General features: G+C 58.0%; 12 protein-coding genes and 1 pseudogene. 5 read left to right on the top strand and 8 right to left on the bottom strand.

Annotated elements, in window-relative coordinates; translation table 11 throughout:
* The 3 genes from NQ014_RS00580 (at position 1) to nagB (ending at position 2,130) form a co-directional block, all read left to right on the top strand.
* Complete coding sequence (locus NQ014_RS00580) at positions 1-789, top strand: MerR family transcriptional regulator (RefSeq protein ID WP_257073045.1); 789 nt, start codon at positions 1-3, stop codon at positions 787-789.
* 82 nt (positions 790-871) lie between these two features.
* On the top strand, positions 872-1,183 hold the full coding sequence (locus NQ014_RS00575; RefSeq protein ID WP_257073044.1) for a hypothetical protein: 312 nt from the start codon (positions 872-874) through the stop codon (positions 1,181-1,183).
* A 161-nt stretch (positions 1,184-1,344) separates the two neighbouring features.
* Positions 1,345-2,130 (top strand): glucosamine-6-phosphate deaminase, encoded by a 786-nt coding sequence (gene nagB, locus NQ014_RS00570; RefSeq protein ID WP_257073043.1) that lies wholly within the window; start codon positions 1,345-1,347, stop codon positions 2,128-2,130.
* 66 nt (positions 2,131-2,196) lie between these two features.
* On the opposite strand, the gene NQ014_RS00565 is transcribed toward nagB, so the two are convergent.
* Positions 2,197-2,841: a cation transporter gene (locus NQ014_RS00565; protein ID WP_070429486.1), complete on the bottom strand. Its 645-nt coding sequence runs from the start codon at positions 2,839-2,841 to the stop codon at positions 2,197-2,199.
* A gap of 8 nt (positions 2,842-2,849) precedes the next feature.
* Between NQ014_RS00565 and NQ014_RS00560 the strand changes: the two genes are divergently transcribed.
* Together NQ014_RS00560 and NQ014_RS00555 are read left to right on the top strand one after the other, a co-directional pair.
* The gene (locus tag NQ014_RS00560; protein WP_257073042.1) at positions 2,850-3,935 is read left to right on the top strand and encodes a biotin/lipoate A/B protein ligase family protein; all 1,086 of its coding nucleotides are present in this window, start codon (positions 2,850-2,852) and stop codon (positions 3,933-3,935) included.
* A 197-nt stretch (positions 3,936-4,132) separates the two neighbouring features.
* Positions 4,133-5,932: a BCCT family transporter gene (locus NQ014_RS00555; protein WP_257073352.1), complete on the top strand. Its 1,800-nt coding sequence runs from the start codon at positions 4,133-4,135 to the stop codon at positions 5,930-5,932.
* 16 nt (positions 5,933-5,948) lie between these two features.
* Here the strand turns inward: NQ014_RS00555 and NQ014_RS00550 are convergent, their stop codons facing one another.
* The 7 genes and pseudogenes from NQ014_RS00550 to lepA form a co-directional block, all read right to left on the bottom strand.
* Entirely contained in the window at positions 5,949-6,914 is a 966-nt protein-coding gene (locus NQ014_RS00550; RefSeq protein WP_257073041.1) for an ADP-ribosylglycohydrolase family protein, read from the bottom strand.
* A 10-nt stretch (positions 6,915-6,924) separates the two neighbouring features.
* Positions 6,925-10,455, bottom strand: coding sequence for an exonuclease domain-containing protein (locus NQ014_RS00545; protein ID WP_257073040.1), 3,531 nt, complete (start codon positions 10,453-10,455; stop codon positions 6,925-6,927).
* A gap of 82 nt (positions 10,456-10,537) precedes the next feature.
* Positions 10,538-11,110: a histidine phosphatase family protein gene (locus NQ014_RS00540; protein ID WP_049189288.1), complete on the bottom strand. Its 573-nt coding sequence runs from the start codon at positions 11,108-11,110 to the stop codon at positions 10,538-10,540.
* A gap of 49 nt (positions 11,111-11,159) precedes the next feature.
* The gene (locus tag NQ014_RS00535) at positions 11,160-12,161 is read right to left on the bottom strand and encodes a hypothetical protein (protein ID WP_257073039.1); all 1,002 of its coding nucleotides are present in this window, start codon (positions 12,159-12,161) and stop codon (positions 11,160-11,162) included.
* A 27-nt stretch (positions 12,162-12,188) separates the two neighbouring features.
* Positions 12,189-12,434: pseudogene (locus NQ014_RS00530) on the bottom strand (portal protein); the annotation flags it as partial.
* Between the two features lie 76 nt (positions 12,435-12,510).
* Entirely contained in the window at positions 12,511-13,527 is a 1,017-nt protein-coding gene (locus NQ014_RS00525; RefSeq protein WP_257073037.1) for an ankyrin repeat domain-containing protein, read from the bottom strand.
* Positions 13,528-13,539: 12 nt separating this feature from the next.
* On the bottom strand, positions 13,540-15,387 hold the full coding sequence (lepA, locus tag NQ014_RS00520) for a translation elongation factor 4 (protein ID WP_257073035.1): 1,848 nt from the start codon (positions 15,385-15,387) through the stop codon (positions 13,540-13,542).
* Positions 15,388-15,459: the final 72 nt, after the last annotated feature.

Here is a 15,459-nt window from a genome sequence, read left to right as displayed (position 1 = left end):
ATGATTCCCGTGAGCAACAACGACAACGAGTACACCATCGGCGAGGCAGCCGACCTCCTGGGCGTTACCACGCGCACGCTGCGACATTGGGATGCCATTGGGCTACTCAGCCCGCAGTATCGCACGTGGTCCGATTACCGCCTCTACACCGACGAGGACATCGACACCGCGCTGGAGATTCTGGTCTACCGCGCCGCCGGTGTGCCGTTGAAGACTATCGAGGAGTTCGTCCACGGCGATTCCTCCCCGAGAAGTCGGAAAGATCGTTTGCTCGCACAGCGAACTGTTCTCACCGAGAAGATCGCTGACCTGCACCACATGGTGCAGTCTCTGGACAAACTAATTGAGGAAGGACACACGATGGAAGCAAAGACAAAGGCGGAACTTATCGGCCGCGACTGGCAGACTCTAGAGGCCGAAGCTGAGGAGCGCTGGGGCGACACCACCGAGTGGGAGCAATCCCAGCAGGCTCAGGAAAAAATGAATGACAGCGACTGGGCCGCACTCGAGGCGGAAGCTAAGGATTTTGCCGATGCGCTTGCCGACGCTGCCGAACGCCACGTCGAGCCCGGTTCCGAGGAGGCGGCAGAACTAGTTGACCGTCACTTAGCCACTATTACCCGCTTCTACGAGGCTGGCCGAGAAAAGCAGATTCTGCTGGCTCGCATGTACGTCGCTGATTCCCGGTTTGATCGGTACTACCGCGGCAATGCTGGCTACCTGCTGGATCTGATTGAAGCTCAGGCCCGTAAGGAAGGCATTGACCCGGCTACTGCTGAGTGGCGGTAATTGGCGGGCAGTACTAAGTGGCGGGCGACAGCCGTTCAGTCAGGCCTTCCCACTCGGGACTGAATCGGCTTAGAATTGACTCATGAAGTTCTCTCGCTCTATCGTCGCCGTCGCCATCGGTGCCGCTACTGTGCTGGGCGCTGTTGCTGCCTCTCCGGCTATCGCACAGGCTATTGGCTGCCCCTTTGCACCAGCGCACAAGTATGAAGAACACCGCTTCTCTGGATCTTCGACTTCCGCAGATGCTTTCAAGATTTGGTTTAACGGTGGCGTCTACAGTGAGCCAATCGTCGAAACGCTGGATTTGGTTGAGCTTCAGGTTAACGACACCCAGGTCGCTCACGCTGGCGACATCATCTACAAGGATGAAAACGGCAACTTCTGGGTGAAGTAGCCTACGCAGGAAAAACAGGGCTCAATTACAGGTCTCACCCCATGGCAGATTAACCTCATCTGAATAGGGCTATAGCGCTTAGCGTTGTGGAGTTACTGGTACTCTGTCTCGCACCTTTTGCAATTTCTGCCACGAGCCCTCGTTTTCAGGAGTGTTCCACCATGGAAATCATCATCGTCGATTCTGAGGCCGAAGTCGCGAGCATCGCTTCGGACTACCTCGCTCACTACGCCAACAAAGGTGGAAACCTTGGTGTAGCGACAGGATCGACTCCGCTTGCGACGTATCGGGAACTGATTCGTCGCCATCGGGCTGGTGATGTGACATTCAAGGACTGCAGTTTCTTCGCACTCGACGAGTATGTGGGACTGCCCATCGAGCATGAGCAGAGCTACTACCACGTGATTCACAGTGAGTTTTCCGATCACGTGGATGTCGCCCCGGAGCGTGTCCATATTCCAGATGGCCTCGCGTACGATATCGGCACGGCCTGCGAGGATTACGAGCGAAAGATTATCGAGGCCGGCGGCATCGACATTCAGCTGCTGGGCATCGGCACCAATGGCCATGTCGGTTTCAACGAGCCCGCCAGCTCTTTTGGCTCCCTGACTCGCATTAAAACCCTGCACCCGCAGACCGTGCTAGATAACGCCCGCTTCTTCGACTCCGCGGAAGACGTGCCGTACCACGTGGTTACCCAGGGGCTTGGCACCATTTCACGAGCGGGGCATCTCCTGCTGCTGGCCACCGGCACCGCGAAGGCGCACGCTATTGCCGCATCCATCGAGGGCCCACTGAGCGCGTCGATGCCTGCGTCCGTATTGCAGCTGCACCCCCGGGCCACGGTTGTGATTGACCAGGCTGCAGCCAGTGAGCTGAAGAACAAGGAATACTACGAGTTCACCTACGCTCATAAGCCGCAGTGGCAAAAGGATATGTGGAAGTAAGGCCCCGGTCCTTCCCTGCTTTTCCGCGACCTCACTACTCCCCCAGCCACACACGACTAGTCAGCGCTAGTCGTCATCATCCATCTCCAGCTCGGGGTCTTCGGCACGCGCCTGCTCGTAAACTTCCTTCGCGGCCGTGAGATTAATGACGCCGATGACAAGTCCCACGACGATGTCCGGCCATGCGCTGAACCAGAAAATGGTGACCACTCCGGCGGCGAGAATGAGCAGGTTCGCCAGGACGTCGTTACGCGCCGCCAACCACGCGCCGCGCATGAGCGCACTGTCGGCCTTGCGCAGGTTCATCAGCAAAATCGCACAGACCAGGTTGATGACCATCGCGATAATTGCCGTCACCGACAGCGTGAGCGGCTCCGGCGGCTCACCGCTGATCATCTTCCAAATGGCGGTGCCGAACGCCGCGATCGCCGGAATCAGGATCAATCCGGCGAGGCCGAAGCTTGCTTTACGACGGCTTGCTAGCGACCAACCCAATGCGGTGAGAACCAGCAGGTTGATGAGGAAATCTTCAAGAAAGTCCGCAGCGTCAGCAAACAGGGCTGCGGAGCCAATAATCGAGGCGACAATTAATTCAACGAAGAATCCGAGAAGATTCAAGCCCGCTACCCACGCGACAATTTTGCGGGCGCGGTGATCCAAAGTCGATGAGGTAAACACGGGGGATATCGTAACGCCCGCCGCGAGTACCATCGAAACCTATGACCTCCGCACAGAAATTCCACTCAGAGATGAAGGTTCCCGGCGGCAAATTGGTTGTCGCCGACTGTGAGACCACAGGTGACACTATTTCGTCGATAAGCATTTCGGGCGACTTTTTCCTCGAACCCGATGAAGCCTACGACATCATTAATGACGCTCTCCTCGGTGCACCTGCCGAGGACAACACGGAACGCCTGCAGGCTCGCCTCGATGCGGCGCTAAAGGATTTTGAGGATCAATCCGGCCGCGAGGTGCGACTGCACGGCTTTGATACCCACGTTATTGCGCAGGTCGTTCGCCGCGCACTGACGCAGGCTGTCGACTTCACCGATTTGGAGTGGGAGGTTTTGCAGCCGGGTGTCCTGCCAACGGTGCTGAATGTTGCCCTCGACGAAGTCCTCCTTGACCAGGTCAATTCTGGTCAACGTGGTCCAACTCTGCGGTTCTGGGATTGGGAAGACCGTGCCACCGTCATCGGCTCCTACCAGTCCTACGTCAACGAACTCGAACCCGAGGGCGTAGAGAAGCACGACGTACAGGTGGTGCGTCGTCTTTCCGGCGGCGGTGCGATGTTCATGGAGGGCGGCAACTGCGTCACCTACTCGCTCTATGTGCCAGAGAAGCTGGTCGCTGGCCTTAGCTACGTCGAATCCTACGAATTCCTCGACCGCTGGGTCATCGCTGCACTCGCGCAGCTCGGCGTCAATGCGTGGTATGTCCCCATCAATGACATCACCTCCGATGGCGGCAAGATTGGTGGTGCCGCGCAGAAGCGCCGTGGTTCGACGGTGCTCCACCACGTCACCATGAGCTACGATATCGACGCTGACAAGATGATGGAAGTCCTGCGCATTGGCAAGGCCAAGATTGCCGACAAGGGCTTGCGCAGCGCGAAGAAGCGCGTCGATCCGCTCCGCCGCCAGACGGGTGCCAGCCGCGCCGAAGTCATTGACGCGATGAAGCAGACATTCATCAACCGCTACGGCGCCGCCGAAGCATCGCTTTCCGACGAAGACTTCGCTGCGGCGCAGCACCTTATTGACACCAAATACGGCACGGAGGGCTGGACTCACCGAGTTCCGTAGCGTCCACGTGATTTATCTAAATGAAGAAAATCTTCGGGAAAGAGGGTTAACTAGACAAAACGAGTAAACCAAGGAGATCCAGCGTGGATGACGCGGAACAACATGGCCCGAAGAAGAAACTAAGCCCTCTTGACGAAACCCTGGATAGAGCCCGTGCACTGCGCACTAAACGCGCAATCGGTCTCTACCCTGCCAATATGCACCCAGGACTGGTGCCTGGATTCAGTGTCGAAGAGCTGAAATACAAGTTCGGACTGGACAAGCTGGTTTTCGGCGTCAACGCGGTGTTGATTATCGCCTTTGTCATTTGGGGTATCACCAGCCCCGAAACAGTCTCCTCGGTTTCTTCGGCCGCGCTGTCGTGGGGCCTGGAAAACTTCGGCTGGCTCTTCAATGTCACCATGGTTATCTGTGTCATTGTGATGTTGGGCATTGCCATGTCCCGCTACGGCAATATCAAATTGGGCAAGGATGACGAGGAACCGGAATACTCCCGTTTTTCCTGGGTAGCCATGATGTTCGCTGCCGGCATCGGTGTCGGTATTTACTTCTTCGGCCCATCTGAGCCGTTGGCGTTCTATCACTCACCGCCGCCGCTGACGGTGGAGGCTCACACTGAGGAAGCACTGCACCGAGCGGTTGCCCAGGCAAACTTCCACTGGGGTTTCTCACCGTGGGCACTGTACGCACTGGTTGGTGGCGCACTTGCCTACTCGACGTACCGCCGTGGCCGCGCCAGCTTGATATCTTCGCTTTTCACGCCGATTTTGAAACGCACTGATGGGCCCATTGGTCGCACCATTGACATTTTGGCGATTGTGGCGACGCTGTTCGGTACTGCTGCCTCGCTGGGTATTGCCACGCTACAGATTGGCGAGGGCATTTCAACGCTCGCTGGTTTTACTTCTTCGATGGCGGTACTTCTTGTCGTCATCGTGGTCTTAAGCGTCGGTTTTATTATCTCGGCGGTCTCTGGCGTGTCGAAGGGTATTCGTATTCTGTCGAATACCAACATCATGCTGACCTTCTTGTCACTCTTCTTTGTCTTTGCCGCAGGACCGACCCTGTTCCTGATCAACCTTCTGCCATCGAGCATTTTGAGCTATCTGGATAACTTCCTGGATATGTCCTCCCGCTCGTTGTCTTGGGGCCAGGAAACTCTGGACTTCCAGGCTGCGTGGACAATGTTCTACTGGGCTTGGTGGATTGCCTGGGCTCCCTTCGTGGGCATGTTTATTGCCCGCATTTCCCGTGGCCGCACGATTCGTGAGTTCATTTTGGTGACCATCATCGTGCCGTCCTTTGTGCTGATGCTCGCATTCTCTATTTTCGGCGGCACCGCTATTGACTTCGCCCGCAACAACGTCCCCGGCTTTGACGGCTCAGCCTCCTCACAGCAGGTGCTCTACAACCTGATTGGCGAGCTGCCGTTTAACGGTGTCGTCTCTGCACTGGTGATTGTGATTCTGGCAATCTTCTTCATTACCTCTGCCGACTCGGCATCCGTAGTGATGGGCACGATGGCCTCCAAGGGCGATCCGGAGCCGAATAAGCTGGTCGTGGTTTTCTTCGGCGTTCTCATGATGGGCATCGCCGTGGTCATGCTTCTCACCGGCGGTGAGGATGCGCTGTCTGGTTTGCAGTCACTGACAATTTTGACGGCAATGCCATTCGCGGTGATCATCATCGCGCTGCTCATATCCTTCGTCAAGGACCTCAGCACCGACCCGCAGGCAATCCGCACCACCTTCGCCAAGACCGCAGTCCGCAATGCAGTCAAACGCGGCCTGGAAGAATACGGCGATGACTTCGAACTGTCTGTTGAGCGCACTGACAAGGATCGGGGCGTCGGCTCCTCCGCGGGAGTCGAATCCGGTATGGAGCAGCTGACCGAGTGGTATCACCAGACCAACGAGATGGTTGAGACGACTGATACCCACGACGAGGGAGAAAAATCGTCAAACGGTAAGACATCAAAACACACGTCTACCCATTAGTGAGTGCACTATCTAATTAGTTCCCTACGGCAACCAGCTGCTCCGCCAACTCCGCAACGTCATTCGGGTGATACTCCGCCGGCCGGTTTCGCTTCGACGAACAGTAATCAACCACGTCACGCCACCGCTGTGGAATGGCGGAGGCACCGAAGACGCCACCGAGAAACGCACCAACGATAGCCGCGTTAGTGTCGGTGTCACCGCCACGGCCAATGACTCGGACCAGAGAGTCCTCAAAGGTTGTGGTGTTGTCTTCTACCCGGCGCAATTCCTCATGCAATGCCCACAACGCAAAGCGTAGCCAGCCCTGATGCACAGAGAAATCCGGCTCCCCGCTATCCACCACGGCACCGCTGGCCTGCCACTCGGCTTCCCACTGCGAGCTCTGGGAGGCCAACCACTCCATCAGCGCACCCACGCCAATGCCGCGGCGCGGCTGGTGGAGGCCGCCGCTGATGACGTCGGCAAGCGCGGATGCGTAACGTGAGTTGGCGTCGATGCACACCGGATGCGGGTGCGTGATGGCGGCGTCTGTGCGCGCCAGTTCGCCAGCGCGTGCGGGGTTGCGCCAGTATGCGATAGCCAGCGGTGAAATGCGCATGAGCGCGCCGTTGGCCTGGGAATTCGGGTTCGGCGCGCGTCGTAACAGCGCCGCCGTGGTAGCCTCCCCGATATCGAAAGCATCGGAATTCGCCCAGCGCACATAGGACTCACGAACATCGTCGGCATCGTAGCCTTCGCAGCGCACCAGTGAGCGTGCCAATGCCAGCGCCATCTCGGAGTCATCGGTGGGCTGACCAGCGGCGATATTGTGGGTGCCGCCATCGGCAAGTTCGCGAACACCGTAGGGATAGCGCTTCGCGATGTCCTCGGCACTGCAAAATTCCACCAGCGCCCCGAGATTATCGCCGATGACCTGGCCATAGAGCACGCCGCGGGCACGGTCGAGGACGCGGGCGAAGGCATCGGAATTGTGAATCACGGAGTGTCTCCTACAGAGCTTGAATGGTGTCGGCTAACTCGTCATCGCGACGATGGCGCAGGCGCGAGACTGTCTTGCGGCGAGGTGCATCGGTAGGCAGCCCGAGCTGCCTATTGATTGCTGCAAGCACAGCATCGACATCGAGCTCCGCAGAATCGCCCTCGGCAGCGAGCTCCGCGGCAAACTCCTCATCGAGGCCGAAAGCATTAACCAACGCCGCCAGCCCTTCCGCGTCAGGGTTTTCCGCAGGCGCACGCGTGATGTCGAAAGTGTCACCGAAGTGAATCCACACGCGCTCCCCCTCGGCAAGCTGCATATCGTTGACAAAGCGGGAGATCGTAGACATCGAAGTGTTCGTACGGCCAACGACAATCCGCTGGTCGCCCATCCTGGACGGCAACAGCTTCTCATCGCCGTACCCCAGCCCATACATGCCCGCGACGCCAGGAGGAATAGCGCTTCCCGAGCCACGCGCATGATCGTGAGTAATAGTCAGCAACAGGCACCACTGCCCTTCGCGCAAGTAGAGGCCACGGGATTCCTCCGGTGTGGCATCGATCGGTTCGATTTCTTCGGCCGAACGCTTACGAACGTAACCGTCCTCCACCACGAACTCACCGCCAGCGGCGTATGTGCGCACGGAGTTTTCCGATACGCCAAACCTGGTTGCGCCCGCGATGACGTCGTCAAGCAAAACGCCATCGTGCCCCTGCGTGGCGGCATCATCAATGCGTCGGGAGATGTAGCCGGCGATTGTCGTCCACTCTTCCAACTCCCACTGCGCCAGCGCCCACGTGCCTGGCGCGCACCGCTTCGTCCGCGGATCAAGCGCGAGACGACCGTCAATGCCGCGCGAGTTTCGGTCGGTGATAACGGTGGCGATGTCGTCGATGTGCATCGGCTTACCACGGTGCGCAAGCAACGCCACTGCCCTATCGCTTACCGACGTGACCTTGGTAAACAGGTGGCCCTCAAATATCTTGTACCCGGTGCGCTGGTTGATCCACCCGCGCACGATGTCCTCTGGGATGCCCAGCGCGGTAACTAATTCCGACACGGGTGCGATGCCGAAGTCATCGGTGAGCTGCTCTACGGTGGCGGCGAATTTGTCCTCGAAGCCGGTGGCAATGAACCATTCGCCCTCGATGCTCCACTGAGCCTGCGCCACGGCAGCGTCCGCAGTACCGGTGAGATTGACTAGGTTCAGCAGCGGTGCAGACATTCCATCGGGAACGGTGAACAAGCCTGGCATATCGCTTCGGAGTTGGCTGATTGTAGCCAGCGGCGCGTAGCGGTGGAACAGCCCGGTGCGGACAATCTCGCAGTTGGGGCCGGCATCGGCCAGTGATGCCAGCAGTGCGTTCTCCAGCTGTCGGACTCGTTCGCGGGAAACACCAAATTGCTGACCGAGCTCCGCAAGGGTGGCACCGTCGTGGAGGCGACGGTTGAGAATTGCCGGGAAGCGTTCATCCTGGCCGGTGATGTGCTGAATTTCGCGTTCAGCACCGGTGAGGATGTCTGTGATTCTGTCGTTGAGGCTGCCCACTTGTTCGCGCACGGCTTCGGGGACGTAGGCTTTGTCTTCTGCTCCGGCGAGGATGCGATTTGATGCGCCGGTGATTGCCAACCAATCCAGCAGTACCGATGTTTCGGGAGCAGTTGTGTCGTCCCAGCTAATGCCGAAGTCATCGGTGTTGTCGAACGGGTGGTCCGCGTTGAGGTCGGCGGTGTCGTTGGCGGTGGCATCGCCTGCTTCAAACTCATCGAACGCATGCGTGACCGCATCTGCCACCAGCTTCTGGACGCGCACTCGACCATAACCTTTGAGGTCCTGCAGGTCTCGGACTGTGAGCTCGCGGATGAGACGATTGCGCAGCGAGGTGTCCTTGACCTCCGGTTCGGTCAGCCCCAACTTGGCCAAGACGCGCTGCCATTCCGGGCTCTCTGGGAATGCCAGGAAGTTCATGTACGGGGACAGCCCTGTAAGCCCCGAAGTCTGATGATCTTTGATCCACGCCTGCGCAATTCCCAGGACATCTTCGCCAATTCCGCTGAAGTTCCTATCGCTCAGCCACGGGAAGATTGTGGTGAGGTCCCGCAGCTCTGACATGGGCTCGCTGCCAGCGGATTCTTCGCTGTCGGCGGTGGCCGACGTGTCAGTGTCGGCTGTTGCATCTGTTACGGTTTCCAGGCGCGGGGTGTCGTGCTTGGCGGGGTTCTGTTCAGCGCTGCGCTTTTGTGCAGCATTCAGCTCGGCCAGCGCATGGGCGAAAGTCACTTCATCGACAATGGGAATGCCCAGTGCACGCGCCTTCTTCGCTTTACCCGACTGGGTGTTTACATCCGAGGCAACAAGAACCACGGAGGCCTTAATGACTCCACCAACATCCAGGCCAGCAGCACGCGCACGCGCTTCCCAGACCTCTCGCGGAGTTGCCATGGCGCCCGTAAAGGTCACGCGGTCACCAGGGCGAAGTTCCAGTTTTCGTGCAGAAGTGACCAGATCTTCCACACGATTGCGTTCGATGTTGAGCTCTCCGGCAATACGGATAAGCCAGCGGCGTTCCTGCTCCGTTACTACGCCGTCAGCCCAAGCCTGCACAATGAGCTGCTGCAGGTATTGCTCATGCAGCATATTGACATCATCTGCACTCAACCCATGTTCTGCGGCAATGCCGTGCAACTTGGACAGCTCTCGCATGTCCAGTCGCCCATCGACCATTGCTTGCACCAGGAAGCCAATGTACTGGTCGGAAGCCACATCACCAGTTCGTGGCACATGCTGGGTAAGTTCCTGCAGCCACTGCTTCTCGGAAGTTTGCTGATCTGCAGCGGTACCTGTGGCGGTTGAATCTGCAGTGGTGCCTGCAGCAGCTACATCCCCAGCAGCCTGCGCATTATTGCGCTCAAGCAGGGGCACTTCCGAAATGTGCAACTGCACCAATTGCGCTGGCGCAAAATAAAGCGACTCAGCGTAGTCCACGATGTCCGGACGTGCCTGTACAAACCGCTGAAGCACTGCCGCGGTCGCCTCAGCATCTGCGAGTGCAGTATGTGCCGCCCTGTTTTCAATCCCCATGATGCTGAGAACATTTTTCAGTGAAACAGGCTGGCCAGGCATAAATTGTCGGGCTAGCACCATCGTGTCCAGCAACCAATTACCGTCGGCAAGCTCGATGCCGAGGCGCCCGAACTCGTTGGTCAGGAACTTGTACTCAAAACTGGCGTTGTGAGCGACAATAACGCGGCCGTTGAGTACCTCGGCGAAGCGGCGCGCCACATGCTCAAACGTGGGCGCACCAACCAAATTCGTGGGGGTAATTCCGTGGACATCTGAGTTATCGAAGCCCCGGTTCGGCTGCACCAGAGTTTGCCACGTCCGCTCGGCACGACAGTTCGTATCCAGCAGCACCACACCAATTTCAATGACTCGGTCATGCCGGGAGAAACCGGTGGTCTCAAAGTCCAAGACCGCATACCCGGGCCTGTTGCCGGTTGGCCTCATCGCTTGAAAGAAATTGCTCGGTGGAATGGATGCCATCGGTCGCGGACTCCGTTTCTTTCGGGGAGATTCACATCATATGCTGACAGCTTTTAAGCTGGCAGGCGAACATTGCCTGCCGCTACAGCCCCCGCGAGAGATTCCAGCGCAGAACCGCAGGCCGGTCATGGTAGCGACCAAGCACGGACAGAGACGCGGTATTCAATGGGAAGGACTGGCCAAGTTCAATGGGCAGTTCCAACCAAGCCGTTGTGAGCGCACGCAGCGAGTGACCGTGGGCGAACAGAATCGCCTTGTCTTCCCCCGATTCACGAACCCTTTTGACTACACGTTCAACGCGCTCACGGACTTCTTCCGCGGTTTCACCATTGGGCACACCGTGAGTCCAAATCTGCCAGTCAGGAACAGTCTTTTGCACTTCCTTCGAGGTAATCCCCTCGTAGTCGCCATAGAACCATTCCGCAAGATCCTCTTCGACCTCGAAGTCGTGGAATCCTGCCAATCGAGCGGTCTCCTGTGCACGCTGACGGGGTGATGCCAGCACTAACCCAAAGTCCTTCGGATCCAGCCAGCCGTTGAGGGCCTTGGCTTCCTCCCGTCCGTTGTCAGTCAGAGGAAGATCGGTTACCGATGTGTGCTGCCCAGTGCGCGACCACTCAGTTTCGCCGTGCCGTACGAGATATAAGTCAGTCATAGTTCCAGCTTAGGCTTATTTGAAAGTGCGGTTAGCCACGGCAGCCCTGCTAGCCCATCACGGGGTCATGGACTTCCAAGCCACGCTCCGGATCCTCACACACTGTTACAGCCTGCAGCTCTTCTGACCTCGCGGCTGTCGGCGAGCTACACGTCCACTCCCCCACTTCGACAGTAAGCGTGTTGCCCGTGCCCTCTGAGTGCTTGATGTCGTCATATTGGTCCAGCACATCCATGGCCTCAGCACAGGTCATCTCACCCTTGACCACTTCCGCCAGTCGATGTCCCTCCATGGCACCGCACATCATCGGCCCCTGAACAAGTGCATCCGTGCCCTGACTGTAGCCCCTCGCCGGCTCACTCCCCTGAGCCATGAGTTCCTCGACGGAATCAAAAACTTTGCCAGAGGTCCGAATCGTCTTGTCCTTGCCTTCGATGGCAAAGGACGCATTATCCGACTGGCACACCAGCTTGTCCGCATCCGTCTTGGCACACGCAGCGGTGCCGAAGCTCGTCCACTGCCCGTCGTCAAGCTCTTCTTCAGCCGGCGGTACCCCTTCGACGAGCGTGTACGCGGCGCCCGAAGTATTCAGCATGATTGCGCCCGGCGACTGTGGTGGGAACGGCGGAACCTCCACGTCGGGAATCGATGAATCAGCTTGACCGGTGCACGTCACCGCGCCCTCAGAGTAGAAACACTCGCTCTTTTTCCCGTCGAGCGTGACGTAGAACGCCTTGATTCCGTTCTGACTAAACCGCTGAACGTCAATCTTCTGGTAGGCGCTTTCATCGAATCCGATGCTGTCGGCACTCGCTCCCTTCGTCGGCGAAGGCATGTCCGTATTATCGCCTTCGCTTGCCGACGTCGGTTGCGGCTGCACCGCGCTGTGATCGTCGTTGCTTTGTGATGCGGCGGAATCTTCCGTGTCCGAAGACGAGCAGCCGACGAGAGTTCCGAGCATCACAACAGCAAAGCCCGCGGTCATCCGAAACGTCGCACTGCGACTGGTTCGAAGATGACTCGCGGGCATCTGGTTTTGGGTGACCTTCATAAAATCAGTTTATACCCAAAGCAATCGGCTGGCTTGAAAGACCACTCGCGGCGCCACGATATCCTTCGGATTCAGCTTCAGACCAATTGTGAACAGCAAGGTGGTAACACCGAGCTCGACCAGCGAAACAATAAACGGGATTTCCTCAAGCCCCATTGCATGAACGGCAAAACCGGCCCCAAGGAAACCAATCAGCGGCGGCAGCCGAAGCAACGAAGCACCGAGCCCACCGATAATCGAAAACATTATTGCTGTTAGGTAGACAGATTCCACTCATTAAAAACACGGCTGGCACCGCGGTTTTACGTAGGGCTTGCCATTAACAGTTTTTTAGCTACCCAATTGGGGGTTAGCGCCGATACGGGACCTCGCCCAACGTAATCGGCTGCGGGTGGTCTGCAACCCACGCGACTGCCGCTTCAGTCAACGCATCAATGTCCGCCTCCCCGGCTTTGCGCTGCTTCACGACGGTCATCGCTTCCTCAGCAGCCCCAACCGTCTCCAGCCAGAAGTCGGTCATCTTGACAAAATCTTCGTCCCAGTTGACGTAGCCCATCTCCAAGGCTTCGTACCCGAGCCGACCGACGATGCGAATAACTTCGCCCTGCACAGTCGCGGCTGCACCGCCACCAGGTACAAGGTAATTCCAGAGGTATTTAAACTGGCCATTGGTCGACTTGTCTTCGGGGACAATGATGTCGCTGTGGCCGTCGTGAGGCGTAATCACGTCCGGACGTTCCGCACCGATGCGCTCGTAGAGACGATCCATGACCGGCTGGTACTCGTCGCGAGCCTCGGCGGACATGCGGTTGTAGCGGCGACCGAACTTGGTGAACTCTTCACGCACCTCGTCGTCGATTACAGAACCAGCGTCCAGGAGTACCTCGATACTCTCTAGGACTCTCCGGACTGCATCGGTATCGGCGGTAGCGATTGCCTCTTTGAATGCTGATCGACCGTGGCCGAGGCGGTTCTCTCTATGGAGGTCAGCGCCATTTTCCAACAGCAACGCAATCGCCTTGGGTTGATGGCTCTTCGCTGCCATGAAAAGCGGAGGATACTTACCGGCTTCAGTATCCGCACCGCATTCGAGCAGGACCTTCATCTTGTCGGTATCGCCCCGGTTGGCATGCTCTGCCAGCGCGGTCTTACCGAAGCGGTTCTCGGTGTTGACGTCGATCCCCTGGTCAATCAGCCAACGCATGAGTTCTGGCGGGGTGCCACGGAGCGCTAGTGCAGTGTCCTTGCTATATCCGAAAACTGCGTTGAGAGCGCAAGTGTCATAGACGGCCTTCAGCGCAACCATGTCACCGGCTTCAAGCAGCTCTTCGAAGTTCTCGACCAGTTTCTTCCGCTTCCGTGGCATACAGTTTCCCCTCTATTTACCGCCCTCGTCAGTGGACAGCGCAGCCACGAATGCCTCCTGCGGCACCGAGACCGAACCGATGTTCTTCATGCGCTTCTTACCGGCCTTCTGCTTCTCCAGGAGCTTGCGCTTACGGGAGATGTCACCGCCGTAACACTTAGCAAGGACGTCCTTGCGCAGTGCGCGGATGTTCTCGCGGGCGATAATCTTCGAACCGATTGCCGCCTGAACCGGGACCTCGAACTGCTGGCGAGGGATTAGCTCGCGCAGCTTCTTGGTCATCTTGTTGCCGTACCACTGCGCGTTGTCGCGGTGGACGATAGCGGAGAATGCATCGACGGCCTCGCCCTGCAGGAGGATGTCCACCTTGACCAGGTCGGCAATCTGCTCGCCGGCATCTTCGTAGTTCAGCGAAGCATAACCCCTGGTGCGGGACTTCAGCATGTCGAAGAAGTCGAAGATAATCTCGCCCAGCGGCATCTTGTAGCGCAGTTCCACGCGGTCCTCAGACAGGTAGTCCATACCACCCATCTCACCGCGCTTCTGCTGGCACAGCTCCATGGTGGGGCCAACGAACTCGCTTGGCACGACGATGGTGCACTTAACCATCGGCTCGTAAATCTCGCGGAGCTTCCCCTCCGGCCAGTCACTCGGATTGTGAACAGTGACCTCGGTGCCATCCTCAGTGACCACGCGGTAGACAACGTTCGGGGCCGTCGAAATGAGATCCAGGTCGAACTCGCGCTCCAGTCGGGCGCGGGTGATCTCCATGTGCAACAGGCCCAGGAAGCCCCCGCGGAAACCGAATCCGAGGGCCACCGAAGTCTCAGGTTCGAATGTCAACGAAGCGTCGTTAAGCTGGAGCTTTTCCAGCGCATCACGTAGGTCAGGATAATCCTGCTGAGAGATTGGGAACAGACCGGAGTAGACCATCGGCTTCGGCTCTTCGTAGCCTTCCAGCGGCTCCTCCGCCGGCGTGGCGTTCAGCGTGACGGTGTCACCGACCTTGGACTGACGGACGTCCTTCACACCAGTGATGAGATAACCGACCTCGCCGACGCCAAGTCCCTTACACTTCTTCGGCTGCGGGGAAACAATACCGATTTCCAGCAGCTCATGCTTGGTGCCGGTGGACATCATCTGAATGACTTCACGCGGCTTGAGCTGCCCATCAACAACACGGATGTACGTGACCACACCGCGGTAGGTGTCGTAGACCGAGTCAAAAATCAGCGCACGGGCAGGTGCCTCCGGGTCGCCGACCGGTGCCGGGACGAGCTCACAGACTCGGTCGAGCATTTCCGCAACACCCTCACCGGTCTTGCCCGACACACGCATGACATCCTCCGGCTCACAGCCGATGATGTGCGCGATTTCCTCCGCGTACTTATCCGGATCCGCGGCCGGCAGGTCAATCTTGTTCAGAACCGGAATGATCTCCAGGTCATTTTCCATGGCCAGGTAGAGGTTGGCCAGCGTCTGCGCTTCAATGCCCTGAGCAGCGTCGACAAGCAGAATCGCGCCTTCACACGCCTCTAGCGCACGCGAGACTTCGTAGGTGAAGTCAACGTGACCAGGCGTATCAATCAGGTGCAGGACAATCTCTTCGCCCGCGTGCTTACCTGTGCGCGGAACCCACGGCAGGCGCACGTTCTGAGCCTTAATGGTGATGCCTCGCTCGCGCTCAATATCCATGTTGTCGAGGTACTGATCGCGCATATCGCGTGCTTCAACAACGCCCGAGAGCTGCAGAATTCGGTCCGCCAGGGTGGACTTACCGTGGTCAATGTGCGCAATAATGCAGAAATTTCGAATCCGTGAGGGGTCCGTAAAAGTCTGCTCCGCAAAATTCTTGGTCACGTTGGGTCTACTCCGAAAAATAAAGACGTTATGGGCATTGGGGCGCGGCGTTGGCCGACCCATATGCGCCGG

This window comes from Corynebacterium sp. 5QC2CO, assembly GCF_024580435.1.
GTDB lineage: Bacteria > Actinomycetota > Actinomycetes > Mycobacteriales > Mycobacteriaceae > Corynebacterium > Corynebacterium jeikeium_D.
This window is presented reverse-complemented; position numbering and strand designations above follow the sequence as displayed.